The organism is Leptospira barantonii, from assembly GCF_002811925.1.
In the GTDB taxonomy this organism is placed as follows: domain Bacteria; phylum Spirochaetota; class Leptospiria; order Leptospirales; family Leptospiraceae; genus Leptospira; species Leptospira barantonii.
The window spans coordinates 80,215-105,129 of record NZ_NPDS01000002.1; the positions used below are offsets into that span (position 1 = coordinate 80,215).

Sequence of the window (24,915 nt, forward strand, 5' to 3'; positions counted from 1 at the left end):
TCAGATCGAAATCGCGCGGGCCGGGCTTGCTCCGCGCTTCAGCTTCGCTTTCGGTCGTTCTTCGAACGACTGCTTCGCACGCTCCACATCCCTAACGCATACTGAAGTTATCGTAATGAAACCGAGCATCGTTGAATTTTCTTGACTTCAGATTTTTCCGAAGATCGGTCGCGAATTTCTCAGGACCACAAAACCAAATGCTTACGTTCTCAAAATCACCGATTGCGGCATGGAGCTTTGCAACCGTTAGATATTCTTTTTGATTTGAGTTTAAATGATAAAAGTCGATTCCGTTTTTCTTGCACAAATTTTGTAAGGAAGAAGGGAATTGATTCTCCAATTCGCCGCGCGTGCAATACCAAAAGTCGATTTGTTTTTTTGCGCCGCCGAGGTTCGACAATAATTCCAAACGCGCAAGAAAAGGCGTAATTCCGATTCCTCCCGCAATCCAAACTTGCCGTTCACAATCGTCTTCAAACGTGAATTCTCCATAAGGGCCTTCTACGTCGATGGGTTGTCCGACTCGTATACGATTGTTTAATTCTTTTGTAAAGTCGCCTAGGCCCTTGATGACAAAACGCAATTCGTTCGGGTTCTTCTCCGAAGAAGATGCGATCGTGAACGGATGCGGTTCTTTATCGTCTCCAAATCGTAAAAAGGCGTATTGGCCCGCACGGTGGGTCCAAGGTTTGTCCACTGTTTCTAAGTGAATATCGAATATTCCACTTTTATGATGTTGGATATCTTTGACCGAAGTTTTGATTCTGCGTGATTTACCGATTTGTTGAAACAATCCGACGAGAGCGGAAATACTTCCCACCGCTAAAAGAGCGCACAATAAATATCCCGCCGGACTGGACATCCAGTCTTCTTTGATCTGCGCGGTGGCCGCGTGAAACGCAAGTAAAAGAAAAATTCCCGGAAATAGTTTGTGTGTTACGCGGAAGAATCGATACGGAATTCTACGGAAGAGCGCGGTTACGATTAATATTATAAAAATATAAAATACAATCTCTGCGATTGCGGTTCCGGCTTGAAAAAGAGTGATTTGCAATTCGGAAAATTTGCTTTCGTCCCCTAATTCTCCCGGATTTGGAATGATTTTAAGTTCGACGAGCCAATGAGGAACTTCTTCCGTGAGCCAATGAAGAACAACGAATACCGAAGCGAAAATTCCCGCGGATCTATGTACGACGTAAGCCTTATCCAATCCTCCGAGGATACGGTTGATTCTTTCCAAACGTATGGAAAGAATCATGGACAGAACCATAAGAGACATCGAGCAGATTCCCGTAAGATAAACGAGTTGTTCGCGCAGTTCTAACCAGGAAGGATTTTGAATCAGATGAATCGGGCCGGGTGAAAGGGCAAAGATCGAACATCCTACGAGTATAAAAGCGAAGATCCATTTTTTGGTTTTCATCGCCTTCTTTGTCGTTATGACTTTCTTCGTTGTCAATCATTCAAGGACGCGCCCGTTGATAAAGTTTTGAAAATCGATAACAAATGTTAACAAACTTAAGCTGAGTCGTTTTCTTTTGCAAGTTTGCTCTTGATTCTACTGAGATGAACCTTGCTGATTCCCAAATAAGATGCGATATAATGTTGAGAAACTCGTTCTACGATCTGGGGTCTTTCTCGGATCAAGTTGACATAACGTTGCTGAGGTGTGTCTTTTATGAACGATAAAGAATGTCTCATGTAATTGAACGTGCGCTCGAAGATCGCCTCTATGAATTTCTCCCGAATCGATGCGATCTCGGTCACCTCTGCGATGATTCTGTCCGCGTCTTTTTTTTGAATGTACCACAGAATACTCGGTTCTATCGTTTCAATCGTAACGGGACTTGGAATCGCTTTACGAAAACTTTCGATGGATGCGACAGTCTGGTTTTCGAATAAAAACTGAAACGTAAGATTTTTTCCGTTGTTGTTCAACCATACGCGAACACATCCCTTTTCAATGAAGAATAACTTTTTCGAAATGGCGCCTTCGTTTAAGAGCACCGTCTTTGCGGGAACCTCAAGACGTTTGAAACAACTTACATATTCGTTCCATTTATGGTCTTCAATCGGAAGTAGATTTCTAAATCGTTCGAACATTTTTAAAACCTTCTTGTATGGATCGAACTTCCCGCTTCGGACAAAAATATTCAAATTATCGGAAGCCAAGAGATCGACTCGTTTTCAGGATATACTATCTTTTATGGAAGGAGATTCGTATGAAAGAGAATTATGATATTCCCGAGGATCTGACCCGGGACTTGAGCGAAGGGCGCAGGCTTATATCGAGTTCTCAAGGATGGTTCGATCTCGCGTCTTCTCGCGAATTCAAACTCACTTCGGTTCACATAGGACCCTTCCATTCCAAAGAAGAAGGACAATATTATACACACGCGTTGGGTTTGGTTTCGAATACGGAAGCCTATGGAGAATATCACGAAGCGCTCGTATGGCTTCCCCGTTTAAAATCATACGGAGCTTGGGACGCAAGTCATGAAGAGCTTCATATATTCCCGGGTCAAACCTGGACGACTATGAAAACGGATCTTCTTCCGTTTATCGAAAGTCAATGGAGTTCTTCCAGGGAAGGAAAACGGACATTCCAAAAAAGGACGGTGCATCGACCGAATACATATCCGGGTGCGTTCGATTTTATACCGTATCGATTGAAGGATCAGATCAAAGCCGCTTTCGACGATGAAATCTTAAAACTTCTCAAACGATACGAAACTTCAATTCTAAAACATCCGAATCTCGCTTCATTGACGGACGCCTATTTCGCATTGGCAAACGCGTATCATCGTTTGGGAAAAAACGAACCGGCTGAGGAGAATTCTTGGAAAGAAAAGTGCATTCGAATCTTAGAATACTATCCCAAGAATCGATTTTATCACGAGAGAGAAGGGGCCGAGATTTGGGGTTGGGCTTCTCCGAAAAAGAATCTTCTTCTCTTCCGCGAACTCTTGAATAAAGAAGACAAACAACCCGAATACTCCGGCGGAGCGAGTTTGGTTTCTTCGTATTTGATTCATTCTCCCCAAGAAATGAAACCGCTTTTGGAGCTCGCTCAGGACTTAAAACATACGTTTGCGGTTTTAAGATGTCTTTACGTAGCCAAACGTTGGGCCCTCACCGTGGTAAACGATCGACTTGCGGCCCGTTTGAAAGGAAACAAAACCGCGATGCTTTCCCTGGACGATTTGATCGTTGCGGTGGAGGATCGGATGTTATCGGCTCCTGAATCCTATTCGGAATCGGAGATACACGAGGTTCGTCACAGAAGGGTCTCGGATCGAATTTCAAAAGGTTGGGAGCACTTAAGAAAAAAAGAATATTCAAAAACGGAGGAATGTCTTGCGTCCGTCCTCGGAGAGTATCCGGAAAACGGAGAGGCCCTCTTTTTGGACGCCAGACTCGTTTGGATCCGTTCCGGTTCCGTGGAAGAGGGATGGAAACGAGCCACTGAAAATCTATCCAAGGTCAATCGCGCGGATTCTTCGGGAATCGGAAAACTTCACAATTGTATCGGATGTGCGTTAGACGAAATTGGAAAGTTTTCGGAAGCGATCGAGTCGTTTCGACTCGCGGAAGAATCCGATCCGAAAGAATCGATTTATCCCGCCAATCGGGCCGAAATGTTTTGGAAACTCGGAGATGAAAAGTCCGCATCCTTGTACGCGCGCAAATCCAAAAAAATGGGAAACAAATCGGAGATCGTGGAAACGATTCTGAAAAAAACCGCAAAACCCTCTCAGATACGATGGGAATCCTTTTTGAAAGAATGGGAAAAAAGCGGGTTGAGCGATAAGGAATTTTGCGCCCGAGAAAATCTGAGTAAAAAGGCTTTTGCTCATTGGAGAAGGAAAACGTTTCGATAGACGCGTTTTGATCTCGCGTTGGTTCAAAAAAAATTGGATGCAGATTCAAAAAATTTTTTGATCACCTCCATCAATCGATTCGGTTTAAAAAATCTTTCACCAAAGAAAGAAAATGATTTCCTCGTTCTTCGAAGTTCTTGTATTGATCGAAACTCGCGCAAGCGGGGGAAAAAACCACCGAACTCACTTCCGCGCCGTTGGACAATCGGATCTTTTTAGAGACGTTTTCGGTCGAAACATCCGCTTTGTCCGCGGAACTCGCAACCCCGGAAATCACATTCCCATGATTGAATATTCCAAAAGCATCGTTCAGATTTTCGACCGAAAATAACTTGTCTCCGATCACACTGCGGATTCCTTCTTCCCAAACGGATCTTGCTTCCCCGATTAAAACCACCGAGCCGATTCCCCGAATTAGAAAATCATAAAGCGGTTTCGGATCTTCCTGTTTCGGCCTTCCTCCGAGAATGAGACAGGTTTGTGGAAGATTCTTCCATGTCGCCATACCGGCGAGCATACTATGAAGGTTCGTCGATTTCGAATCGTTGATAAACGACAATCCGTGTTTTTCACCCGCGATCTGAAACCGATGAGGAAGTCCTTGAAACAACGGAATCTGAGCCTGGATCGATTCCGGTTTTCCACCGATTGCTTCCGCCGCGAGAATGGAAGCCGCGAGATTCTCCCGGTTGTGTGTGCCCGGAAGATGAAACTTGGAAATGTCATAGGTAAACAAAGACGTTTTGATCGTAAGAGAATTCTCATCCAGAAACGCATCCGAAGAGGATGTTCTTCCGAAACTTTTCAACTTGCATTGAAACGAAACCGAACCTTCGATTTTCTCCCGAATCTTTTCGGAAACGACCAAGGTATGTCGCGGATTGGAAAGATCGGCGATCTTCAACTTGGCTTGGAAATAATTCTCCATCGTCTTGTGTCTTTCCAGATGATCCGGCGCGAGATTTAAAAAAACGGAAACGTCAAGATTCAACAAGGAAGAATCGTCGAGTTGATAACTGGAAAGTTCGAGAACCGCGAGCGAAATCCGATTTTTGCTAAACGAAGTAAACGGGATTCCTAGATTACCGCCTTCTTGAAGATCGGAAAAATCTTTCCGAAGGAGATGCGCCGTTAGGGAAGTGGTCGTGGACTTTCCGTCCGTGCCGGTGACGCCGATGATTCTCCCCTGAAAAAACTTTTTTCCAAGATCGATTTCCGAGAACACGGGAATTTTTTTTTCGATCGCATAAGAAAGAATCGGATGAGTCGGTAGGATTCCCGGCGATTTGATGATCAGAGAAATGTCCGGAAGTGTGTTCGGATCTATGTCATCCGGAAGAAAAGGAACTTGTATGGATTCGGGTCGATTGCGATCGCAAAGAATCGGTTTCGCTTCTTCGGTGATCAAAAGATTTAAAGCGGAGTTGCCGGAGATTCCTCCTCCGAGAACGAGAGTCTTCAGGCCTTTCAGGGACTCTGGAAATTTCATTTTTGGACCGGTGAACAGTGATTGACAGGTTATTTTCACCCCCGATAGTTGTCAGTAGCAAAAAACTAAGGATATTCCCTTGCTCGATCACAAAGTACGCGACGGTGTTTTGATTGTATATCTCAAAGGACGTTTGGATGTTTCCATCGCCAATGAGGTTGAGGAAAATCTGAATGATCTGATCGACAATCAAGGTCATAAAAAAGTAATTCTGAATATGCAGGAAGTGGATTATATGTCCTCGTCCGGTTTCAGAGCTTGTATCTCCACCCTTAGAAAGTTAAACTCCAAAGAGGGTGCATTAAAAATCAGTAATATCAAACCTGCGGTTAAACGGATCTTCGACGTAATCGAACTCACTTCTCTTTTTGATATCCGTGAAACCGAAGACGAGGCTTTGAAATCCTTCTAAGCCTCGATGTCTTCAGCTCAACTCCACCGGGTTCTCCGGGAAATCATTTCCACAAAACAAAACGAAATCAAAACGATCCAAGATTGTGATCCGGCTCCGTATCGCGGACTCGGTCTTCGCGATTCTTTAAGAAGCAGAACCTTCTCCATTATCGCGGAATGCAAACGTAAGAGTCCATCCGCCGGTGAAATTCGCACGGACTACGATCCTGTTCAAATCGCAAAAACATACGAGACTTCGGGAGCTTCCGCGGTTTCGGTTTTAACCGATCGGGATTATTTCGGCGGTTCTTTGGAGGATTTGAAAAACGTTTCTTCCGAGTTGAAGATTCCCGTTTTGAGAAAGGATTTTATCTTGGACGAGATTCAGATCCGAGAAGCGAGAGCCTATGGAGCGTCCGCGATTCTTTTGATCGTGAGAATTCTAACTCCCGAACAGATCAAAACTTTTTTGAAAACGGCATCCTCGTTTGGAATGGATTCTCTTGTGGAAGTTCATACCGCGGACGAAGCGAAACTCGCGCTCGATTGCGGGGCGGAGATCATCGGAATCAACACGAGAGACTTGGACACGTTTCAGATTCATAAGAATCTCGTGGAAGAAGTATCCGCATTTTTACCTCCTAACATCGTTAAGGTGGGAGAATCGGGTGTGAAAAACCGTTCCGATCTAGACACGTTCCGCAAGTTGGTCGACGCCGCTTTGATCGGAACCTATTTTATGGAAAAGCCGGATATCCGCAAAGCCTGGCTGGATCTATTTTAAAGTTTTAAAATATTCTTATCCGTTCTTTTAAAGAATCTTTTTGTGTCTTAAGGGATTCTTCCTTTCGAATCCGTACTTTACAAACCGAAGAAAATCCGATACGTACAATCGGGGAAAAACGATGATCGTATATACTTTGAGTTGGTTTCTGCTTTTGGTTTTCGCGTTTATCAACGCGGCGGTGCGGGAACTTGTTTATAAAAACGCGACGGGAGAATTCTTATCCCATCAAATTTCCGTTTTTACGGGAATGATTTTTCTTTCGATTCCGATTTGGGCGATCGCAAAGTTTAAACCTTTTGAAAATAGAAAACAGGCGATTCAAGTCGGTTTAATATGGATTTTGTTAACCGAAACGTTCGAGTTTACGATGATCGTATTCCGGGGTCAAGGTTCCCTCGAAACTTTTTGGGAAGTTCATTCTCTTTGGAAAGGGGAATGTTGGCCTCTTCTTTTGATTTGGATCGGACTTGCGCCGTATCTATTTTATAGGTCCTCACGTTGATCGAGCATCTTGGAACATAAGAATCCGAAAACGAGCCTCTTGAAAAGAGTATGCACTCAAGTGGGTTGAAAAAAAATCGACAAAGAAGGCTTTCCTCATGACTCAAGACACGCTCGGAGAAGTTCAAACCGGTAAGATTCCGCTCAAGGGAAGAACCCTAAAAGAACTTTCGGAAATTATGGTTTCTCTCGGTGAAAAACCGTTCCGCGCAAAACAAATCTATCACGGTTTATACGTAAACCGCTACGAATCTTGGGATCAATTCTCCACATTTTCCAAAGCGCTTAAGGAAAAACTGGAAGACCTTTGTTCTTTAACACAACTTCAAGTTGCGAAACATCTTAAATCCGTGGACGGAACTCAGAAGTTCACGTTCACATCCGAACTCGGCAACGGAAAAGAATTCGAAGCCGTTTGGATTCCTTCCGGGGACGGAGGAAGAAAAACGATCTGCATCTCTTCGCAGGTCGGTTGTACTCTCAATTGTAAATTTTGCGCCACAGCTAAATTAGAGTTTCAAGGAAATCTAAAGGCGCACGAGATCGTGGATCAGATCCTTCAGGTCGAAAAAATCGTAAAGGACAAGGCGACTAACGTGGTTTTTATGGGAATGGGCGAACCGTTCCACAATTATTTCAACGTGATCCGCGCGGCTTCCATTCTTCACGATCCGGACGCTCTCAATCTCGGCGCGAAACGGATCACGATCTCCACTTCGGGCGTCGTCAACGGAATCAGACGTTTTATAGAAAACAAGGAACCGTATAACTTCGCGATTTCTTTAAATCATCCAGATCCGAGCGGAAGATTGGAGATCATGGACATCGAAGAGAAGTTTTCTCTTCCCGAACTTTTACAAGCCGCAAAGGATTTTACGAGAGAATTAAAAAGAAGAATTACGTTCGAATACGTGATGATTCCCGGCGTGAACATGGGCGTCGAGAACGCGAACAAACTCGTAAAGATCGCAAGGTCTCTCGACTGCAAGATCAACGTGATTCCTCTCAACACCGAATTTTTCGGATGGAGAAGACCGACCCGAGAAGAGGTGATGGAGTTTATCGCTCTTTTGGAGCCGGCCGGAGTTCCGATTCTCAATCGAAGATCTCCCGGAAAAGATATCTTCGGGGCTTGCGGAATGCTCGCCTCAAAAAGTTGACCTCAGCTTTCGTTTCTGAAAAATGGGGCAATGAATCTAAAAAGAACTATTATTCTTTTTTTATGCCTTTCATCTTTCGTTTCCTGTCAGGAATACGTTCAGCAAAAATGCAGTTCCGCTTGTAAGTTTTTCGTTCAGTGCGCCGTGACCACGTTTAAGGACGTGAAGGTGACCGACGCTGAAAAAAGCCAAGCGATGATCGATTGCGAAAGCGGTTGTATCCGCGAGCAAAGTTTTGTTCTTCCCTGTTTCGAATCCGAAACCACATGCAAAGGTTTTAATACTTGTGTGATGGAATCCGGGTTCATGGATTGAAAGGAGCTTTTATGAATCAGATTTCCGTAGATAACAAACAACCGATTTCAATCAAGGTCCTTTTCGTTCTTCTGATCGTTTCGATTCTTCCCTTGATCTTTACGCTTCCTTTGGATGTGATCGATATCGATTCTTCCCAATACGCGGAGATTTCCAGAGAGATGGTGGAGGGCGGGAATCCGTTTTTTATTCGAGACAACGGTAGAAGATATTTGGATAAACCGATTCTTACCTTCTGGAAAATTTCTCTTTCCTTTCTCGTATTCGGTTATCAGAACTTCGCGTTTCGTCTTCCCGCTCTTTTGTTCACCTTTCTTTCTCTCTGGGGAATGTTCAAACTTACGGAGCTCTATTCGGAAAGTCGTCTGCGCGCCTGGATCGCGACGTTTTTATACGCGCTTTCTCCGGGGCTTTATTCGATGGTCGTCGATCCGAAGATAGACGTTTATCTCACGCCATATCTCATTCTGGTTCATACCTTTTACTATTTGGGTTTTAAGAAGAATAAGAATTATTATTATCTAATGTATTTTGCGATGGGTCTCGGTTTTATCACGAAGGGTCCGATCGCGATGGTGATTCCGGGGCTCTCGATCGGAGGAGATATTCTTTTTAGAAGGGATTGGAAACGGCTCCTCGAAATGAAATTGTTTCCGGGCGCGTTGCTCGCGATTCTTCCTCCGGTTTTGTGGTCGATTCCGTTGTATCTCGAGTTTCAAACATACGGTCCTTACTTCTTTTTGTGGATTCAGTCCTTCGGTCGTTTTTACGTTAAGATGTATAATCAGAAATTCAATCCTTTGTTTTTCTACTCCAATTTCTCCTGGGCGTTCGGAGTTTTTATCCTTCCGTTTGCGGGTTTTGTGATCGATCGTGTTCGACTCTTTTTTAAGGAAGGGAAGGTAAAAGGACTATTTAAGAATATTCTAAACAACGAATATAAGAATTCCGATTTTGTTCCCGGTTTTTGGCTGTTTCTCTTTTTGTTTCTGATCAGTTTTTCCAGATATCAATTGCCGCAATATATCTATTGGTGTCTTCCCGCGGCGGCCGTGGTCGGCTCCGGTGTTTTGGAATCCATTCTTCTTTCCATCAACGATCGTAAGAACGGAAATGCGTATGACAAGATCGGTCAAACCCTGCTTCTGATCACTGCGGGCGCTTTTTTGGCGACGATCTTTATTCTTCCTTCGATCAGCGTTTCCGTAGGTTGGAGTTACGTGATTCTTCCCTTGGTTTATCTTGGAATTTTTCTTTGGGTTTTCTTTCAATCCGGCAAAGAGGGAAGGTTGCTCGCAGTCTGGATCTTTCCCGTTTCTTTGTTCTTCTCGATCGTAAGTTTGTATTTGTATCCGATGTTGACCTCGTATCAACCTTCCAAACAAATCGGAACGTTCGTTCGCGAACACGAAGCGGGTAAGGAAAAGTTATTTTTGTTCGGAGTTCCCGCTTCCAAAAGATCGTATGCTTATTATTCTCAAAGAATTTCGAGAACACTCTTTGATCCCGCGATTCTGACCGATGCCGTGCAAAAGGACGGACAACGTTATCTGATCGTTCAAGACAAATGGCTTCCGAAGATGGACGAGTTTTTCGGAAACGATCTTAAGTTCGAAACCGTTCAGGAATTTCCGTCCTACAAGGTCGCGACTCCGGAAGGAAAATTCTTTCTGAAATCGCAGAGGGATCAGATCGTCGGCAAGGTGATTTTGATGAAGGCTACCTTAAAAAATTCTCAGAAAAAATGAGAGTTTTGAAAAAAAGACGAGGGGAATTTTACGTTTCACCCGAAAAATGAATTAGGCTAAATTGTGAGCCTGGTTTGGTTTTGGTCCCTGGGTTAAACCGGGGACTGCTTTTCCTTCCGCATTCCGGGAAGAATTTTATATTTTCCCGTCTTTCAGATTCTTAAAGTCGTTTCCGTTTTTTTTCCTGAGAATTTTTTCCTTCCGTAAAATTCAATTTTTGAGTTCCGAATTTAAAGCCGCATTGTATCATCCTTCTTCATGAAATACTTTGATGATTTGCAGGTCGGCGAGGTTTTCGAATTGGGAAGTTATACTTTGTCGAAAGAGGAAATGTTGGAATTCGCGTTGAAATACGACCCTCAACCGTTTCGTATCGACGAAGAAAAAGCGAAACATTCCATTTACGGAGAATTGATCGCTTCCGGATGGCAGAGTACCGCGGTTTATATGAAATTATTCGTTGATCATCTGATGAATCAGGCGCACGGAATGGGTTCGCCGGGTCTCGAAGAATTGAAGTGGAAACGTCCCGTCTTTGCGGGGGATACTCTTCGAGGGAGATTTATTATATTAGAAAAAAATAAATTTCGAGCCAACCTCGGTCTTGTGATGGGAAAGAACGAGCTGATCAATCAAAAGGACGAAGTTGTGATGACGTTTAAAGGAAAGATGTTGTTTTTGAAACGGGAGAACGGATAACTTTCGATTTTCTGAATCGGCGAGACTCATGGATTTAAACGAGACCGAAAAAGAAAGACTACTCAAAATTTCCAAAAGAATTCTTTTGTGTATCGTAAGAAATCGGGCTGAATCGATCGAAGTCATTCGTTTGGATACTTCTTTGAATTACGATTTGGGCCTTGAGGGAGATGACGTAGACGATTTGTTAAACGACATTCAAAAATACGTATCTATCGATTGGTCCGCTCTGAATTTCGGAACGTATTTTTATTCGGAAGGAGCCTTGCCGTTTCAATCCTTATCTTTTATCCTCTTTTTACCTTTTACACTTCTATTCTTATCCGCAAAAAAATTGCTCAAATGGTTCGGTTTGGATGCATCGGATCGTTGGAAGATTCGATTCTTTCGTAAAAATAAAAAACCCTTTCCCGTTGGAGCGCTGATCGCCGCCGGTTATTTTGGCAAATGGAAGAATTCTAATTTTGAACATCTTTCGATCGAACAAGAGCTTTATGCTTGGCAAAAAGAGTTTCAATTTCGTTTTCAAAGAAGATACAAAAGGAAAGTTTAAACTGATTCAAACGCTCTCAAAAAAACGATCGGGCTTTGTGTAAACAAGAACCCGATTGAAATCTTGTGTTTGGTTTGCATATGAGCATCGTCAAAAACACATCACTCATGCAAAAGAAGTTTGGACCATTCTTCCCTGCGTCTATAAACCAAAAAAGTAAATCCGCATAAAAGAAACACGGTCATTGCGATCGGCGGGAAGCCGATTTCTATCTGTAAGAAAAGTAAATAGGTAACGATATTTACGATGATCGGTCCTAACAATATAAGACCCAGGTTCGAAGTCCGATTGAATAATAAAATCGATCCGCCCGTGATTTCGATGAGTCCTACCAACTGCCATAAATAACCCGAGGATACGAGTGCGCCTATAAAGTTTGCGGCCTTCGGCATCATCGGTGGAACCGGCATAAAAGCGTAAAATTTACTCAATCCGAACAAAATGAATACGCAGGCAAACGCCAAACGTATGATTTGATCCATTCGTTTCATATAAGCTCCTTGCTGTTTGAAAATGATTGTCCAGACAACTAAATTCGTAATAGCCGATTTTGGAAAAATGTCAACTCATTTATTTGTCCGAACAAATAAATCGTGACAAAATTTGCGGATCCCATTGAGTTGAAAAATGTTCAATTTGGACGATCAGATCGGTTTTAACGTCTATAGGGTGGCTTTGTTGTTCCGCAGAGAATTGATGCACGCGCTTAAGGAATATGATCTAACACCCGAACAATGGCAGATTTTGGCGGCGCTTTGGGAGAAGGGATCCTTAAACCAGGCTCAGATCATTTCATTGACTCTTCAAGACGCTCCTTCCGCATCTCGTACGGTTGCGAGAATGCAACGTAAACGTTTGGTTTCGAAGACTCCATCCAAAGTGGATAAGAGGGCAACCGTCGTTACGCTTACAAAATACGGGCAGGGTTTGGAAAAAATCATTCCACGAACCTTGATGAAACATTTTCAAACGTATTTAGGCGCGGTTTCCAAAGAGGATCAATCGATTCTTTTGAGAATACTTAAGGATTTTAGAATGGTGTTTGGGGATATCGGTTGAGTGGGTTGAGATTTCGGGAAATCCTATCAGGATGAATCTATCAAATCTCATTTCGAATTATGATTTTGATCGAATCAAATAGGATTGAAGCGCTCGAACCGCAAACTTTCCAAAGCCGTATTCATCCGCGCCAAGTTGCCGAATTCTAATTCCCAATTTACAAGAATCAAACAGTGTGACGGTCCATGCAGAAAAAAATATCGACCTCGAAAGAACTTCCTGCGATTTTAAGTGAAGTAAATTTATTATTCTCTAAAAACTGTAATATAGAAATCAAAGATTATCGGATCGAACCGGAAAGCGAAGATTACAATGCCGCCTCCTTGACTTTGGATAAGAAACAGGTTCTCTTTCGATTGGCGAAAATCACTCCAAAGAAGATCGGAATGTTCGTTACACTTTGGAAAAGAAATAAGAACGGGATCACTACGCCTTATCACAAAAAAGATAACGTCGATCTTGTAATCATCGAAGTTCGAAAATCGGATCGAATCGGACACTTTGTTTTTAACAAGAATATTCTGGTTGAGAAGGGAATTATCACTTCAAACAAAGAAGGTAAGAGAGGATTTAGAATATATCCTCCCTGGGAATTGGCTTCCAGCAAACAAGCCGTTTCGTCTCAAGTTTGGCAATCACGGTATTTCTTCGAACATCAAAAGGTGAATCAGGAGGATCGTCTGCGTCTTAAGGAATCCTTACTTAAGTTCCTGCGCTAACGCGATGATAAATCCTTCCGGGGAGCGTATGTAACAAAGTAGATAGCTATCCTCATAACGTTCCACCTTATTGACAAGTTGGACGCCATGAGATTGGAGACGAGCGAGAACGTCTTCGATATCGTCGACGGCAAACATAACTCGACTGTATCCGAGAGTGTTTACGGGCGCGTTTTTTGGTTCCGGTTTGATGACATCGGGTTTTATGAATCTCGACAATTCTAATCTGCTGTGTCCGTCCGGTGTGCGCAACATCGCTATGTCCACTTGCATACCTTTTAACCCTACGACGCGGTCCGCCCAAGATCCTTCCACTCTCATTTGTCCTTCAAACTCCAAACCGAGTTCGACGAACAAGGCGATCGTAGCCTCAAGATCTTCTACGACAATGCCCACGTTATCCATTCGTTTTACCGTCATGACCTATCTCCTCCCTTTGTTTTTTTATTTATGAGAACACGTTCGGATTTATGAAACAATTCTTATATATTATTTTCTTAATATCTTATCCATGGTTTTTCCCTTTGCCAATTCATCGATTAACTTGTCTAAGTAGCGGATCTTTTTCATAAGTCCGTCTTCCATTTCTTCGACTCTATATCCGCAAATCATCCCTTTGATTAAGGAAACGTTTTCGTTTAAGCGCGGCGCTTGGTCGAAAAATTCCTCAAAGTTGATCTTGTCCTTCAAAACTTTGTTTAAGGATTTTTGATCGTAACCTGTAAGCCAATAGATGATTTGATCGACTTCGGATTGAGTGCGGCCCTTTCTTTCCACTTTCTGCAAGTAGAGCGGATAAACGCTGGCGAAGGACATCGTAAAAATTTTCTGGTTTTTCATTTTCAATCTTCCTCTATCCTATAACGTCTTATAGTAAGAGTCGTAAAATAATCGTAAAGCGGTATCTTAGAACGGAAAGTTATACGCTGTAAATTGTTTTTCGGCGATATCGAGAAGGTTGGAATTTTATTTTAACGAAACATTTCTAAGATTGAAATCGATCACATCGATTCAAAGGATAAATTCTTTATGAATTCGTTTGTTTCCTCTAGAATGAGATTCGGCGTTTCCTTGTGTGGAGTGTGTTTTACATTCGGGATCATTCTTTTAAAGGATTTTCCGGATACTTGATTTACGATCGAATCGACTTGACCAACGGTTCCATACTCGTCATTCTCCCCTTGAATCACGAAGACCGGACATTGAATGGCAGGTAAGAAATGTTCAATATTCCAATTTCGGAATGTATCCGAAAGCCATGTTTCCGACCATGCTTTGAAAACGTCGTCGGTTTTGTCGGAATGATATTTCTCCAAAGCTTGTTTTAATTTTGTAGTTCGATACGATTCAACGGCTTCTTTGATTCCATCCAATGTGATCTCTTCGACGAAAACGTGTGCGCCTTCCGTGATCACCCCGGAGATCGATTGCGGATATTTTGCCGCCGCGATCAAGGCGATGGAGCCTCCGTCGCTGTGTCCGAATAAAATCGTTTTTTTGAGGTTTAACGTTTGTATGAGTTGATATAAAATGTCGGCTTCGTTTTCCAAATAAGAGTTATCTCTTTTTTTCGTAGTAAATGGGCCGGATTTTCCGTAACCGATTCTGTCATACACGATTGGATTGCAGTGACTCGCTTCCGCTAATAAAAAAGGAAAATCTCTCCAGAGAGATATACACCCCAAGGAATCGTGAAGAAAGATAATGGAAGGGCGATCCTCATTTTCGTTTTCAGCCCTCGCGATTCTTATGGATGAACCGCCTAATTCTATGTCGAATTCTTCGAAGATTTTCTTTTTTTCATTCCGATTCATAAAAACTTCTTTTCCGAGATTTGGATTGATTGTATTTTGTACCGAACGGTACGTACGTAGTCAAGAACGTTTTGAAATTCCATGCGTCCTTTGTAATCGGAGAAGGGGAGAGGATCATGTCGGGAAAGGAAGATATATTGGCGATCACCGCCGATTTGTTTTATACGAACGGATACAACAACACCGGATTGGCGGAAATTCTTACCAAATGCAACTTAGCAAAGACGAGTTTATACCACCATTTCGGATCGAAAGCGGGGCTTGGGTTGGCGTATCTGGATATGATGAAAGAGGATTTGTTTACTCGAATTCATCTTTGGGTAAATAAAAGAAAATCGATCCATGAATATTTGAATAAGTGGGTCTGGTATATCAGGAAGAGCATCAAAGAAAATAAGTTTCACGGTTGTCCGTTCGCTAGTTTCGCATATCAGCTTTCCAAGGACGATATCGAACTTTTTACGCCTAAGATGGAAGAGATCAGTCAGGATTGGATAAAACTACTCTCCGATTTCGTTTCGGGTTTGCAAAAAACCGGAAACGTTCGAAAGGATCTAAAGGCGAGGGATATCGCCTTGGATATGCTTGCGATCTATCAAGGACACGTAACGTTGTGGAAACTTACGAAAAATATACAACATATCGAAGCGATGGATCGTAAGTTCAAAGAGCTTGCAAAGAATGTGGAACTCGGTTCGTGATTTTTATGTAAAGAATCGATCCGATTTCCAAACTCGATTTTATTCCAACGGCACGTCCAACACGACCGGACAATGATCCGAAAGACCGTTCTCCTCGGCGGGATCACCGTCGAAATTTCCGTCGTCTTCCGCAAAAGGAACTTGTTTGAGTTTTGCGTTTCCGATTCCGACATCCGTCAAAATCAAATCGATCAGATCCTTGTGTTGCCAACAACTTGCTTTTGTAAAACGCCCGGGATTCAAAAGTCGAATCCCCGAGGATAAAATATTCCAAGACTTGGAATCCTTGCCGAGCGGAACGTTCATGTCGCCGAGCAAAAAGAAATTCTTTTTTTCCTTTAAGATTTCGTTTAACGTGGAAAGTTGTGCGTCTCTTAAATCCCGATCTCGTTTCGATTTTCCTGCTTTCAGATGAACGCTCAGAAAGGAATAGTCTTTGTTTCCGACGGTAAGAGTTACGATCACTCCACCTCTCAGGCCGGGTTTTATGGAAAGAACGGAGTAGTGCCCCACGTCCACGAAACGAAATTTGTTTTTCCAGCAGATCCCGACCCTTTGATCGTATCCGGCGACTTGCTTTGTGAGCGAACAAGAAAAAGATGTGGGGAGAATTTTCCAGATCGCTTCTTCATTTTCCACTTCTTGGAGCGCGATGATATCGGGATCGATCTTGGAAAGATGTGTTTTGATTTTTTCAAAGTCGGATTCTTTTCTAGGAATTCTTCCTTTCGGAGATTTTTTCTCGTCTCCGATCTCATCATAGAGAAACATCGCGTTAAAACTTGCGATTCTCACCCGAGAATCCTGTGCCTTAAGCGACTTAAGATTAAGGAGCAGTGCAAAAAAAAGAAGAATCGACAAAAGAATTCTTAGCAAGAAGCGGATCTTGTTTTTTTGCATCGTAAAAAATTCTCCTTAGACAGTTTACTTTCCGAGAGATCCGATATTTTCCGATCTTGTTTCTCGAAATTTTCCGGTTTTTAAAATTTGTAACTTCAAAGTTTCAAAAATTTTTTCTTCTTTTTTGAAAATTAATTTTTCCTTTATGAAACTTTTCTAATTGATACCTATTCTCAAATAGCCTTCAAAATAAACGCAAAGGGAAAGTCGTCGGTTCTTCGTTTACTTGCAATTTTTTACAGAGCCAAAAATCCTGTTTCCAATACCAATATTGGATTCATAGGGACTTCATACGAATGAATAACAGAGCACTGAAACTTTCGGTACCGCTCATTGCCCTCGCGGCCGTAGCGTATCTGATTTTCTCTCCCTCCAAGTATGTTGGGTATGCGCCCGATCAGCCTATACCCTTTAATCACAAGATACATGCCGGAGATAATAAGATAGACTGTAAGTACTGTCACACCGGGGTAGAAACCTCAGCACACGCAACAGTCCCATCCTCTTCCACTTGCATGAACTGCCACTCTTTAGTAGCAACCTCAAAACCTCTGATCAAGAAACTCGCTAAGTCGTATAACGATAATAAGCCGATTGAATGGATCAAAGTTCATGACATGCCCGACCACGTTCAGTTCAATCACTCTCGTCACATTTCGAGAGGAGTGGATTGTTCCCAGTGTCACGGCAACGTAGCGGAGATGGTCAAAGTGAAACAAGTAGCGTCCTTAAACATGGGATACTGCGTGGATTGTCACAGAGAGAACAACGCACCGACCGACTGTTCAACCTGTCACAGATAACCGGGAGTAATACTTAGCATGGATCAAAAAAATTTCCAAAAAGAAAAGAAGGCTCACTGGCTGTCTTACGATCTGAGAGACAAAGACGAAGAAGTCAAAGAGATGCAGAAGTCCGAATTCTTCACTTCTCCCGATCCTTTGATCGCGAGAATCAAGTCCGGAGAATTCGATCGTAAATCCTTTTTAAAACTGATGGGTGCGGGAGTCGCGATGACTTCCTTAAACTGTATCCGCAAACCGGTTGAGAAAATCGTTCCTTACGTGGATCTCAACAAAGCGGATGAAAACGCTCAATACGATTTCGTTAAACATGGACATTCTTATTACTACGCTTCCGTTTATGCGGGAACCGGTATTCTTGTAAAAGCGAGAGACGGTCGTCCTCTAAAACTGGAAGGAAATCCGGATCACCCGGTTTCTCAAGGCGCGTTAAGCGCGGCGGGTCAAGCATCCATCTACGATCTTTACGATCCTGATAGATCGCAAAACCCTGCGACCATCGAAGGCGGAGTCGAAGTAAAATCCGACTGGGCTACGGTAGACGCTAAAGTAAAAGCGGCGATTGCGGCTAACAAAGGTAAGACGGTTGTCGTAACAAAACCTTTGGATTCTCCTTCGACGAAGGCGATCATCGGTGATTTTATCCGCACCGTTGGCGGTGGTAAACACTACGAGATCTCCCTTACTTCCGCGGAAGACGTTGTTGCAAAAGGGCAGGCGGCTTCTTACGGCAAGGCCGTGATTCCGAACTATCATTTCGATCTCGCAAACGTGATTCTTTCCATCGATTGCGATTTTATGGGGAACTGGCTTTCTCCCGAAGAACACCAAAAGGATTTTTCCAAAAGAAGAAACCTTCGTAACGGCGCGAAAGACGTAAACCTCTACGTTGCGGCTGAATCGATTCCTACGATGTCCGGTTCCAACGCGGATCTTCGTCTTCCGATTCGTCCCGGCGATCAGACTAAACTCGCTCTTGCGATCGCGGCGGCTCTTGGCGAACTCGGTGCGAACACGAAAGACGCTCTCGGCGGCGAAACCGTAGCGAGCCTTTCTTCTTCTCTCGGTGTGAGCGAAGACAGCATCCGCAAAACCGCAAAGGCTCTTTGGTCCAACAAAGGAAAGTCCCTCGTGGTTGCGGGAAGTCTTGCGGCTTCCACAAAAGACGCGGTGGATCTTCAAATCCTCGTAAACCTTCTCAACAGCGTTCTGGAAAACGACGGTAAAACCGTAGATCATTCCAGCCCTAAAAAAGAAGGAATATCCGATTATTCGAATAATCTAAATTCTTTAGCTTCCGAGCTGAAACAAACCAAGGTCGGAGTTATTTTCGTAAACGACGTAAACCTGGTTTATCAAGCCGGAGAAGAATGGAAGAATCTTCTTCACCAAGCGGCTTTGGTCGTGGCCCTTACGGATCGCGCGGACGAGACGGCGCTTGCGTCTAACGTTCTTGCAACTACCACGCACTTCCTTGAATCTTGGGGAGACGCGGAAGTTACGAAGGGAATTTTCTCCATTCAACAACCTGCGGTTCGTCCTTTGTTCAACTCGCGTTCTTTCGAAGATAGCTTGATCGCTTTTGCCGGCGGTTCACTCGGCGGAGAATCCAGCTTCTACGAATACGTAAAGAATTCTTGGACTAAAAAACTCGGTTCTAAACAAAGATGGGAAGACCTCTTAAGAGCGGGAACTACGCTCAAGGCTTCCGAGCGCAAAAAAGTTGCCGGTTCTTCCAGAAACTTCAACCGTTCTTCTCTGAAAAAGATCGCTTCCACTTCTGCGGGATTAAAACTCGCGTTGTATGAAACATCTGCGATCGGAGACGGTAGAGCCGCAAACAGCGCGCATCTTCAGGAACTTCCGGACCCTGTAACCAAGGTTACTTGGGACAACTACATTCTCATCTCTCCCGCTCTTGCAAAAGAAAAGGGAATCTCTTCCAACGACGTTCTGGTTTTAAAAACCGCAAATAAAACGATCGAACTTCCCGCGCAAATCCAACCGGGTATGCACAAAGAGGCGATCGGTATCGCGGTTGGTTACGGTAGAACGGCCGCTGGATCCATCGGAAACGGAGTAGGAAAGAACGCTTACGGTCTTTCCGAAAACGGAATCTATTCCGGTATCGCCGTAACTTCTTTGGAAAAAACGGGTAAAACTTACAAGCTCGCTTGCACTCAACACCACCACATGTTGTCTCCGGGTTTCGGTTATCCGAATCGTCCAATCGTTCAATCCACTTCGATCGAAGAATATCGCAAAGACCCTGCTTCCGGCAAGGCTCCGTCCGAAATTCCTCAGATCCTCAAAGACGGTAAACTCGTAAACGCTACGGGTGCAAATCCGGTTTACGCATATCCTGGTTACAAGTGGGGAATGAGCATCGATCTTTCCTCTTGCACCGGTTGTGGTTCTTGTGTGATCGCTTGCCAAGTGGAGAATAACATTCCGGTCGTAGGTCGCGACGAGGTTCGTGTCGGCCGCGAAATGCACTGGCTCCGAATCGACCGTTACTATATCGGCGAACCGGATCAACCTGAAACTCTTCAAGTAGCTCACCAACCGATGCTTTGCCAACAGTGCGACAACGCTCCTTGCGAAACCGTTTGTCCGGTCCTTGCAACCGTTCACAGTTCCGAAGGGATCAACGACATGGTTTACAACCGTTGTGTGGGAACTCGTTACTGCTCGAACAACTGTCCTTACAAAGTAAGACGTTTTAACTGGATGCAACACTGGTATAACGGAGCGGAAGGTTCTAAAGCTCCTCGTTACTTGGGACTCAATCCCGAGGTTGCGGTTCGCGGTCGCGGGGTTATGGAGAAATGTAACTTCTGTTCCCACAAAATCGCGGAAGCTAAGATCGCCGCTAAAAACGAAGGCCGTGTTCTCAAAGACGGAGAAGTTAAAACCGCATGCCAACAAAGTTGTGCGGCGGATGCGATCAGCTTTGGTAACACCAACGATAAGGATTCCGAAGTTGCGAAACTTTCTTCCAGCCCGAGATCCTTCCGTGTCCTCGAATATCTGAACGTCGGTCCTCAGGTCGCTTACCTGACCCGAGTCAGAAGCTCAATTTAATGGAGTAACGTAAAAAGCTATGTCAATGTCCAACGCAGTCAAAGAAGCCCTGGATATCCAGCCTCTCGTAACCGGCGGTAAGTCGGTTCGGGACGTTACAGAGGATATCTTAAGACCGGTCGAAGCGTTCCCCACTTCCTTGTGGTGGAAGGCTTTCCTTCTGGTTCTTACCATTACCGTCATCGACTTAGGTATCATCGGATACCTAATGTGGGAAGGTCTCTACATTCTCGGGATCAACAATCCCGTGGCTTGGGGATTCTTCATCGTAAACTTCGTATTCTGGATCGGTATCGGTCACGCCGGAACTCTGATTTCAGCCGTTCTTTATCTGTTCCGCCAAGAATGGAGAACCGGTATCAACCGCGCCGCAGAAGCGATGACCATCTTCGCAGTATTAACCGCCGCTTCCAACCTGATCATCCACATCGGAAGACCTTGGGTAGGATTCTGGTTGTTCCCTTATCCGAACGAAAGAGGACCTCTTTGGGTTAACTTCCGTTCTCCTTTGATTTGGGATACGTTCGCGGTTTCGACTTACTTAACGATCTCTCTCGTGTTTTGGTACATCGGTTTGATTCCGGATATCGCGGCTGTAAGAGACCGTTCCAAAGGAGAAATGAAACGTAAGATCTACGACATTCTTTCCTTAGGTTGGGTCGGTTCCAACAAGGCTTGGTCTCACCTCGAAATGGTGGCGATGATTCTCGCGGCCCTTTCCACTCCTCTGGTTCTTTCGGTTCACACGATCGTATCCTTCGACTTCGCGGTTTCCATTCTTCCCGGATGGCACACTACGATCTTCCCTCCATACTTCGTGGCAGGGGCGATTTTCTCGGGGTTCGCAATGGTTGTGACTCTGATGGTAATCGCAAGAGAAGTGTTCAATCTAAAAGAATACATCACGATGAAACACTTGGAAAACATGAACAAGGTCATCATGGTGACCGGTTTGATCGTGGGTCTCGCTTACTCGACCGAGTTTTTTATGGCTTGGTATTCCGGTAACGAATACGAAGGATTTGCTTTCGTAAACAGAGCTTTCGGTCCTTACGGCTGGGCTTACTTCATCATGTTTAGCTGTAACGTGTTTTCTCCACAGGTATTCTGGTGGAAAAAACTCAGAACCAATATCCCGGTTATGTTCGTAATTTCCATCATCGTAAACATCGGTATGTGGTTTGAAAGATACGTGATCGTTATGACGACTCACGCGGACTTCCTTCCTTCCAGCTGGGATATGTATATCCCAACCGTTTACGACTTCATGATGCTCATCGGAACGTTCGGAATCTTCTTCACGTTGTTCCTTCTGTTCTGTAGAATTATGCCGGTTATCGCGATTGCGGAAGTTAAAACCGTAATGCCGACTAAAGACGGAGGACATCACTGATGTTAAAACCTCATAAAGAACAATTTCATACGTTTGAAGAAACAAGCTCGGGAGTATTCGGGCTTTTCGACTCACCTGCGGAAATCATTGCGGCGGCGGCGAAAACAAAAGAGAAGAATTATACGGACTTCGATTGTTTTACTCCGTTTCCGGTTCACGGATTGGACGACGCGATGGGAGTTCCCCGTTCCGGTCTTCCATGGGTAACGTTCTTCATGGGTCTTTTCGGATGCACCGTAGGTTTCGGAATGCAGTATCTGACTCACAAGTTCGATTGGCCTATCAACATCTCAGGTAAAAACCTGAACGCGTGGTTTGCATACATTCCCATCACTTTTGAATTTACGATCTTCATGTCCGGTGTGGGAACCGCGGTGGCGATGTTCATCTTAACGAAACTTCCGAAAGTAAATCGTAGAGTTTTACATCCGGACATCACTACGGACAAGTTCGCACTCTGGATTCCTTCTTCATCCAAAGGTTATAAGGAAGACGAAGTTGTGAACTTCATCAAGGGTCTCGGCGGAAAGAACGTCGAGGTTGTGAAATAGGAGCAGGGATAAGAATGAAATATTACAAATCTCTAATTTTTCTTTTGGCCGCTGTTCTCTTTTTGAACTGCGAGTCCAAAACGCCTCCTCTGGAATACTTTCCGGATATGGCGGATTCTCCGGCGAGAGAAGCTCAAGAAGAGGACCCGATCGCACACGACGGTTCTTCTTCCAGAATTCCTCCGAAAGGAGCGGTTCCGGTGAATTATTATCCGTACGAGTATCTCGGATTGGATGTAACACAATTACCTAATAAAGGACTTTCTAATCCTTTTAAAAACGATTTGGCCAATCTCCAAAAGGGAGAGGCTAAATACCAAACCTATTGTTCCCCTTGCCACGGTGTAAGAGGAGCTGGGAATGGAAGTATCGTAGGTCCGGCTCCAAGAATCGGTTTTCCGGTTCCTGCCGTGATTTCTCCTAAGATCCAAGGATATTCCGACGGACAGATCTATCACGTGATGACCGCGGGTTGGGGAAGAATGAAAAGTTACGCTTCTCAAGTTTCTCCGGAAGACCGCTGGAAGATCGTTCTCTACGTGAGAAAACTCCAGGAATACGACAACCGAACAAAAAAAGACGTGGCTAGGAATTAAGAATCATGGAAGTCAAAGTCGAACAAAATCTGATTAACTTTAAACTCGACTCCAAAACCCGTAGTGCCCTTTTCGGGATGATCGGGATCGGAGTCTTAAGTTTACTCATCGGGTATTTTACCCTTTCTCATACACCTCCAAGACACGAGGGTGGACATTCCAACCCTGCTTGGTCCGCGTTTTTGATCGGAACTTTCTTTATCACCGGGATTTCTCTCGCGGGTGTTTTCTTTACCGCGATCAGCAACATCACCGGCGCACATTGGTCCATCACCGTAAGAAGACTTGCGGAAGGTTACGGATTGTTTCTTCCCGTAGTTGCGGTTCTTTTACTGATCACTACGGTGGGAATCCACGATCTTTACGAGTGGAGCCACGAAGAAGTTGTCGCACACGATCACCTTCTTCAGCACAAGAAACCTTTGTTGAACACTCCGTTCTTCGTGATTCGAATGATTCTTTTCGGAGCGGCTTGGTCTGCGTTCGGTTGGTTATTCCACAAACGTTCCACCAAACAAGATTCCGATAAGGACGTTTCTCACACGCAGTTCAACGCAAGATTGGCCGGAGGATTTATCGTATTCTTCGCTCTTTCCTTCTCTCTTGCATCTTTCGATTTGATCATGTCCCTTACTCCACACTGGTTCTCCACCATGTTCGGAGTGTATTGTTTCGCGGGAGCGTATCAAACGGGTCTTTCCACTCTCGTTATCATGATTTACTTTCTGAAGAAGAAAGGTTATCTCGGAAACTTAGTAAACGAAAACCATATCCACGATATCGGTAAGTTCATGCTCGGTTTCTGCGTTTTCTGGGCTTACGTAGGATTCTCCCAGTTCATGTTGATCTGGTATGCGAGTATTCCGGAAGAAACTTTCTTTTACGAGCAGAGATTGACCGGCGGATGGGAAGTGTTCACTTACGCTCTTCCTTTTATCAAGTTCATTCTTCCGTTCTTACTGCTCTTGAACAGACCGAACAAAAGAGACATCAACTTCCTCGTGAAAGTTGCGATCTGGATCGTGTTTACACAAGTGATCGAAATCTATTGGCTGGTGTTCCCCGCTAATTTCGAAAACTTCCAACTTTCCGGATTGATCGTAACTCTCGGAGCGGTGATCGGTTTTATCGGTCTTTTCGGTTTCGTAGTGTTGAAACGTTACGAGTCCGCGGCTCTGATTCCGGTAGGAGATCCAAGATTGGATCAGTCTCTACATCATCATCAATAAGAGGGAGAAGAACGATGAAAAAGAATTTAAAACTGACAGTTCTCCTGACAAGTATGGCTCTTCTTTTGGGAGCCTGTTCGAAACTCGCGCAGGTTACCAATCATAAGAATTGCGATCCTTCTTTAGTGAATCCTTCTCTGGAACCTTCGGTTCCGATTTTTGCCGAAGCGGATGCTACTTCCGCCGTTAAGGAAAGAATCGCTCCGGGTTCCGTTGTAAGAGTTTACGATTATAGAAACCACGCGGCGAATCCAAAACCTTTCGTTCGCGTTAAAACCGATAAAAGCGAAGGTTGGATCAATCCACGTTGTTTAGTTGTGGGTCAAGATCCTTCCAAATCCGTTTTTACTTGGGGATACAACAAGGACTACATTCACTTTTACAATCCTGAAGATCACGAGCATTATCCGAACGGATACGAATTCCCGGATTATGCTTCTCTTCCTAAGGACAAGGTTCCATTGGCTGAGCTTGCGCCTGAACTGAAAAAGTAAACAGCAACCGTTACTTAAAACATTGGAAAGTTCCATGTCGCTTCGC

The 24,915-nt window shown here is 44.1% G+C and carries 27 protein-coding genes; 19 read left to right on the forward strand and 8 right to left on the reverse strand.

The genetic code is table 11. The annotated features are described in order from the left end of the window. Nucleotides 1-91: 91 nt before the first annotated feature. Together CH367_RS05060 and CH367_RS05065 are read right to left on the reverse strand one after the other, a co-directional pair. A complete protein-coding gene (locus CH367_RS05060; RefSeq protein WP_100761426.1) occupies nt 92-1,423 on the reverse strand; it encodes a ferredoxin reductase family protein in 1,332 nt (443 codons plus the stop codon). Between the two features lie 95 nt (nt 1,424-1,518). Then, complete coding sequence (locus tag CH367_RS05065) at nt 1,519-2,103, reverse strand: Crp/Fnr family transcriptional regulator (RefSeq protein WP_100761427.1); 585 nt, start codon at nt 2,101-2,103, stop codon at nt 1,519-1,521. A gap of 119 nt (nt 2,104-2,222) precedes the next feature. Between CH367_RS05065 and tnpA the strand changes: the two genes are divergently transcribed. Then, complete coding sequence (tnpA, locus tag CH367_RS05070; RefSeq protein WP_100762049.1) at nt 2,223-3,881, forward strand: IS66 family insertion sequence element accessory protein TnpA; 1,659 nt, start codon at nt 2,223-2,225, stop codon at nt 3,879-3,881. 70 nt (nt 3,882-3,951) lie between these two features. On the opposite strand, the gene murD is transcribed toward tnpA, so the two are convergent. After that, nucleotides 3,952-5,370 carry a UDP-N-acetylmuramoyl-L-alanine--D-glutamate ligase gene (murD, locus tag CH367_RS05075; protein ID WP_100761428.1) on the reverse strand — a complete coding sequence of 473 codons (1,419 nt, stop codon included), beginning with the start codon at nt 5,368-5,370 and terminating at the stop codon, nt 3,952-3,954. A 79-nt stretch (nt 5,371-5,449) separates the two neighbouring features. On the opposite strand from murD, the gene CH367_RS05080 reads away from it, so the two are divergent. The 8 genes from CH367_RS05080 (at nt 5,450) to CH367_RS05115 (ending at nt 11,526) form a co-directional block, all read left to right on the forward strand. Further along, nucleotides 5,450-5,782: an STAS domain-containing protein gene (locus CH367_RS05080; protein ID WP_010575596.1), complete on the forward strand. Its 333-nt coding sequence runs from the start codon at nt 5,450-5,452 to the stop codon at nt 5,780-5,782. Nucleotides 5,783-5,788: 6 nt separating this feature from the next. Beyond that, nucleotides 5,789-6,547, forward strand: a complete 759-nt coding sequence (locus CH367_RS05085) for an indole-3-glycerol-phosphate synthase (protein ID WP_100761429.1) — start codon at nt 5,789-5,791, stop codon at nt 6,545-6,547. A 121-nt stretch (nt 6,548-6,668) separates the two neighbouring features. Further along, entirely contained in the window at nt 6,669-7,052 is a 384-nt protein-coding gene (locus CH367_RS05090; RefSeq protein ID WP_100762050.1) for a hypothetical protein, read from the forward strand. A gap of 97 nt (nt 7,053-7,149) precedes the next feature. After that, on the forward strand, nt 7,150-8,211 hold the full coding sequence (rlmN, locus tag CH367_RS05095; protein ID WP_100761430.1) for a dual-specificity RNA methyltransferase RlmN: 1,062 nt from the start codon (nt 7,150-7,152) through the stop codon (nt 8,209-8,211). Between the two features lie 30 nt (nt 8,212-8,241). Further along, a complete protein-coding gene (locus CH367_RS05100) occupies nt 8,242-8,526 on the forward strand; it encodes a Cys-rich protein (protein WP_100761431.1) in 285 nt (94 codons plus the stop codon). A gap of 11 nt (nt 8,527-8,537) precedes the next feature. Continuing rightward, on the forward strand, nt 8,538-10,274 hold the full coding sequence (locus tag CH367_RS05105; RefSeq protein WP_100762051.1) for an ArnT family glycosyltransferase: 1,737 nt from the start codon (nt 8,538-8,540) through the stop codon (nt 10,272-10,274). A gap of 258 nt (nt 10,275-10,532) precedes the next feature. Beyond that, nucleotides 10,533-10,973 carry a MaoC family dehydratase gene (locus tag CH367_RS05110; RefSeq protein WP_100761432.1) on the forward strand — a complete coding sequence of 147 codons (441 nt, stop codon included), beginning with the start codon at nt 10,533-10,535 and terminating at the stop codon, nt 10,971-10,973. A 28-nt stretch (nt 10,974-11,001) separates the two neighbouring features. Next, complete coding sequence (locus tag CH367_RS05115) at nt 11,002-11,526, forward strand: DUF1493 family protein (protein ID WP_100761433.1); 525 nt, start codon at nt 11,002-11,004, stop codon at nt 11,524-11,526. Nucleotides 11,527-11,627: 101 nt separating this feature from the next. Here the strand turns inward: CH367_RS05115 and CH367_RS05120 are convergent, their stop codons facing one another. Further along, nucleotides 11,628-12,017 (reverse strand): DoxX family membrane protein, encoded by a 390-nt coding sequence (locus CH367_RS05120; protein ID WP_100761434.1) that lies wholly within the window; start codon nt 12,015-12,017, stop codon nt 11,628-11,630. Nucleotides 12,018-12,153: 136 nt separating this feature from the next. On the opposite strand from CH367_RS05120, the gene CH367_RS05125 reads away from it, so the two are divergent. Together CH367_RS05125 and CH367_RS05130 are read left to right on the forward strand one after the other, a co-directional pair. After that, nucleotides 12,154-12,585, forward strand: coding sequence for a MarR family winged helix-turn-helix transcriptional regulator (locus CH367_RS05125; RefSeq protein WP_100761435.1), 432 nt, complete (start codon nt 12,154-12,156; stop codon nt 12,583-12,585). Between the two features lie 185 nt (nt 12,586-12,770). Next, nucleotides 12,771-13,304 carry a MepB family protein gene (locus CH367_RS05130; RefSeq protein WP_100761436.1) on the forward strand — a complete coding sequence of 178 codons (534 nt, stop codon included), beginning with the start codon at nt 12,771-12,773 and terminating at the stop codon, nt 13,302-13,304. On the opposite strand, the gene CH367_RS05135 is transcribed toward CH367_RS05130, so the two are convergent. The 3 genes from CH367_RS05135 to CH367_RS05145 form a co-directional block, all read right to left on the reverse strand. Continuing rightward, the gene (locus CH367_RS05135) at nt 13,284-13,724 is read right to left on the reverse strand and encodes a VOC family protein (protein ID WP_100761437.1); all 441 of its coding nucleotides are present in this window, start codon (nt 13,722-13,724) and stop codon (nt 13,284-13,286) included. The two genes, CH367_RS05130 and CH367_RS05135, sit on opposite strands and share 21 nt — an antisense overlap. A 69-nt stretch (nt 13,725-13,793) precedes the next feature. Further along, nucleotides 13,794-14,144 (reverse strand): DUF2200 domain-containing protein, encoded by a 351-nt coding sequence (locus tag CH367_RS05140; RefSeq protein WP_100761438.1) that lies wholly within the window; start codon nt 14,142-14,144, stop codon nt 13,794-13,796. Between the two features lie 161 nt (nt 14,145-14,305). After that, nucleotides 14,306-15,118 (reverse strand): alpha/beta fold hydrolase, encoded by an 813-nt coding sequence (locus CH367_RS05145; protein WP_100761439.1) that lies wholly within the window; start codon nt 15,116-15,118, stop codon nt 14,306-14,308. Nucleotides 15,119-15,234: 116 nt separating this feature from the next. Between CH367_RS05145 and CH367_RS05150 the strand changes: the two genes are divergently transcribed. Beyond that, a complete protein-coding gene (locus CH367_RS05150; protein WP_100762052.1) occupies nt 15,235-15,819 on the forward strand; it encodes a TetR/AcrR family transcriptional regulator in 585 nt (194 codons plus the stop codon). Nucleotides 15,820-15,858: 39 nt separating this feature from the next. Here CH367_RS05150 and CH367_RS05155 read toward each other — a convergent pair whose 3' ends face one another. Beyond that, nucleotides 15,859-16,719: an endonuclease/exonuclease/phosphatase family protein gene (locus CH367_RS05155; protein ID WP_100761440.1), complete on the reverse strand. Its 861-nt coding sequence runs from the start codon at nt 16,717-16,719 to the stop codon at nt 15,859-15,861. 296 nt (nt 16,720-17,015) lie between these two features. On the opposite strand from CH367_RS05155, the gene CH367_RS05160 reads away from it, so the two are divergent. The 7 genes from CH367_RS05160 to lsa16 are packed head-to-tail and all read left to right on the forward strand — an operon-like array spanning nt 17,016 to nt 24,869. Further along, nucleotides 17,016-17,522 (forward strand): cytochrome c3 family protein, encoded by a 507-nt coding sequence (locus CH367_RS05160; RefSeq protein WP_020986727.1) that lies wholly within the window; start codon nt 17,016-17,018, stop codon nt 17,520-17,522. Between the two features lie 18 nt (nt 17,523-17,540). Beyond that, on the forward strand, nt 17,541-20,606 hold the full coding sequence (locus tag CH367_RS05165) for a TAT-variant-translocated molybdopterin oxidoreductase (protein WP_100761441.1): 3,066 nt from the start codon (nt 17,541-17,543) through the stop codon (nt 20,604-20,606). A gap of 25 nt (nt 20,607-20,631) precedes the next feature. After that, a complete protein-coding gene (nrfD, locus tag CH367_RS05170) occupies nt 20,632-21,999 on the forward strand; it encodes an NrfD/PsrC family molybdoenzyme membrane anchor subunit (RefSeq protein ID WP_100761442.1) in 1,368 nt (455 codons plus the stop codon). Continuing rightward, nucleotides 21,999-22,550 (forward strand): DUF3341 domain-containing protein, encoded by a 552-nt coding sequence (locus CH367_RS05175; protein ID WP_100761443.1) that lies wholly within the window; start codon nt 21,999-22,001, stop codon nt 22,548-22,550. The genes nrfD and CH367_RS05175 overlap by 1 nt, the downstream gene beginning before the upstream one ends. A 14-nt stretch (nt 22,551-22,564) precedes the next feature. After that, entirely contained in the window at nt 22,565-23,146 is a 582-nt protein-coding gene (locus tag CH367_RS05180) for a c-type cytochrome (RefSeq protein ID WP_100761444.1), read from the forward strand. 5 nt (nt 23,147-23,151) lie between these two features. After that, a complete protein-coding gene (locus CH367_RS05185) occupies nt 23,152-24,375 on the forward strand; it encodes a hypothetical protein (protein WP_100761445.1) in 1,224 nt (407 codons plus the stop codon). Nucleotides 24,376-24,389: 14 nt separating this feature from the next. Then, nucleotides 24,390-24,869 carry an E-cadherin-binding lipoprotein adhesin Lsa16 gene (lsa16, locus tag CH367_RS05190; protein WP_100761446.1) on the forward strand — a complete coding sequence of 160 codons (480 nt, stop codon included), beginning with the start codon at nt 24,390-24,392 and terminating at the stop codon, nt 24,867-24,869. The last annotated feature ends 46 nt before the right edge of the window (nt 24,870-24,915 follow it).

Bases quoted from the DNA above. Each gene is read 5' to 3' on its own strand.
- CH367_RS05150 (WP_100762052.1), top strand. From the start codon at position 15,235: ATGTCGGGAAAGGAAGATATATTGGCGATCACCGCCGATTTGTTTTAT.
- CH367_RS05145 (WP_100761439.1), bottom strand. From the start codon at position 15,118: ATGAATCGGAATGAAAAAAAGAAAATCTTCGAAGAATTCGACATAGAA.
- CH367_RS05120 (WP_100761434.1), bottom strand. From the start codon at position 12,017: ATGAAACGAATGGATCAAATCATACGTTTGGCGTTTGCCTGCGTATTC.
- CH367_RS05185 (WP_100761445.1), top strand. From the start codon at position 23,152: ATGGAAGTCAAAGTCGAACAAAATCTGATTAACTTTAAACTCGACTCC.
- CH367_RS05125 (WP_100761435.1), top strand. From the start codon at position 12,154: ATGTTCAATTTGGACGATCAGATCGGTTTTAACGTCTATAGGGTGGCT.
- CH367_RS05100 (WP_100761431.1), top strand. From the start codon at position 8,242: ATGAATCTAAAAAGAACTATTATTCTTTTTTTATGCCTTTCATCTTTC.
- CH367_RS05155 (WP_100761440.1), bottom strand. From the start codon at position 16,719: ATGCAAAAAAACAAGATCCGCTTCTTGCTAAGAATTCTTTTGTCGATT.
- tnpA (WP_100762049.1), top strand. From the start codon at position 2,223: ATGAAAGAGAATTATGATATTCCCGAGGATCTGACCCGGGACTTGAGC.
- CH367_RS05180 (WP_100761444.1), top strand. From the start codon at position 22,565: ATGAAATATTACAAATCTCTAATTTTTCTTTTGGCCGCTGTTCTCTTT.
- nrfD (WP_100761442.1), top strand. From the start codon at position 20,632: ATGTCCAACGCAGTCAAAGAAGCCCTGGATATCCAGCCTCTCGTAACC.
- murD (WP_100761428.1), bottom strand. From the start codon at position 5,370: ATGAAATTTCCAGAGTCCCTGAAAGGCCTGAAGACTCTCGTTCTCGGA.
- CH367_RS05105 (WP_100762051.1), top strand. From the start codon at position 8,538: ATGAATCAGATTTCCGTAGATAACAAACAACCGATTTCAATCAAGGTC.
- lsa16 (WP_100761446.1), top strand. From the start codon at position 24,390: ATGAAAAAGAATTTAAAACTGACAGTTCTCCTGACAAGTATGGCTCTT.
- CH367_RS05160 (WP_020986727.1), top strand. From the start codon at position 17,016: ATGAATAACAGAGCACTGAAACTTTCGGTACCGCTCATTGCCCTCGCG.
- CH367_RS05110 (WP_100761432.1), top strand. From the start codon at position 10,533: ATGAAATACTTTGATGATTTGCAGGTCGGCGAGGTTTTCGAATTGGGA.
- CH367_RS05115 (WP_100761433.1), top strand. From the start codon at position 11,002: ATGGATTTAAACGAGACCGAAAAAGAAAGACTACTCAAAATTTCCAAA.
- CH367_RS05085 (WP_100761429.1), top strand. From the start codon at position 5,789: ATGTCTTCAGCTCAACTCCACCGGGTTCTCCGGGAAATCATTTCCACA.
- CH367_RS05140 (WP_100761438.1), bottom strand. From the start codon at position 14,144: ATGAAAAACCAGAAAATTTTTACGATGTCCTTCGCCAGCGTTTATCCG.
- CH367_RS05090 (WP_100762050.1), top strand. From the start codon at position 6,669: ATGATCGTATATACTTTGAGTTGGTTTCTGCTTTTGGTTTTCGCGTTT.
- CH367_RS05130 (WP_100761436.1), top strand. From the start codon at position 12,771: ATGCAGAAAAAAATATCGACCTCGAAAGAACTTCCTGCGATTTTAAGT.
- CH367_RS05135 (WP_100761437.1), bottom strand. From the start codon at position 13,724: ATGACGGTAAAACGAATGGATAACGTGGGCATTGTCGTAGAAGATCTT.
- CH367_RS05065 (WP_100761427.1), bottom strand. From the start codon at position 2,103: ATGTTCGAACGATTTAGAAATCTACTTCCGATTGAAGACCATAAATGG.
- rlmN (WP_100761430.1), top strand. From the start codon at position 7,150: ATGACTCAAGACACGCTCGGAGAAGTTCAAACCGGTAAGATTCCGCTC.
- CH367_RS05165 (WP_100761441.1), top strand. From the start codon at position 17,541: ATGGATCAAAAAAATTTCCAAAAAGAAAAGAAGGCTCACTGGCTGTCT.
- CH367_RS05175 (WP_100761443.1), top strand. From the start codon at position 21,999: ATGTTAAAACCTCATAAAGAACAATTTCATACGTTTGAAGAAACAAGC.
- CH367_RS05060 (WP_100761426.1), bottom strand. From the start codon at position 1,423: ATGAAAACCAAAAAATGGATCTTCGCTTTTATACTCGTAGGATGTTCG.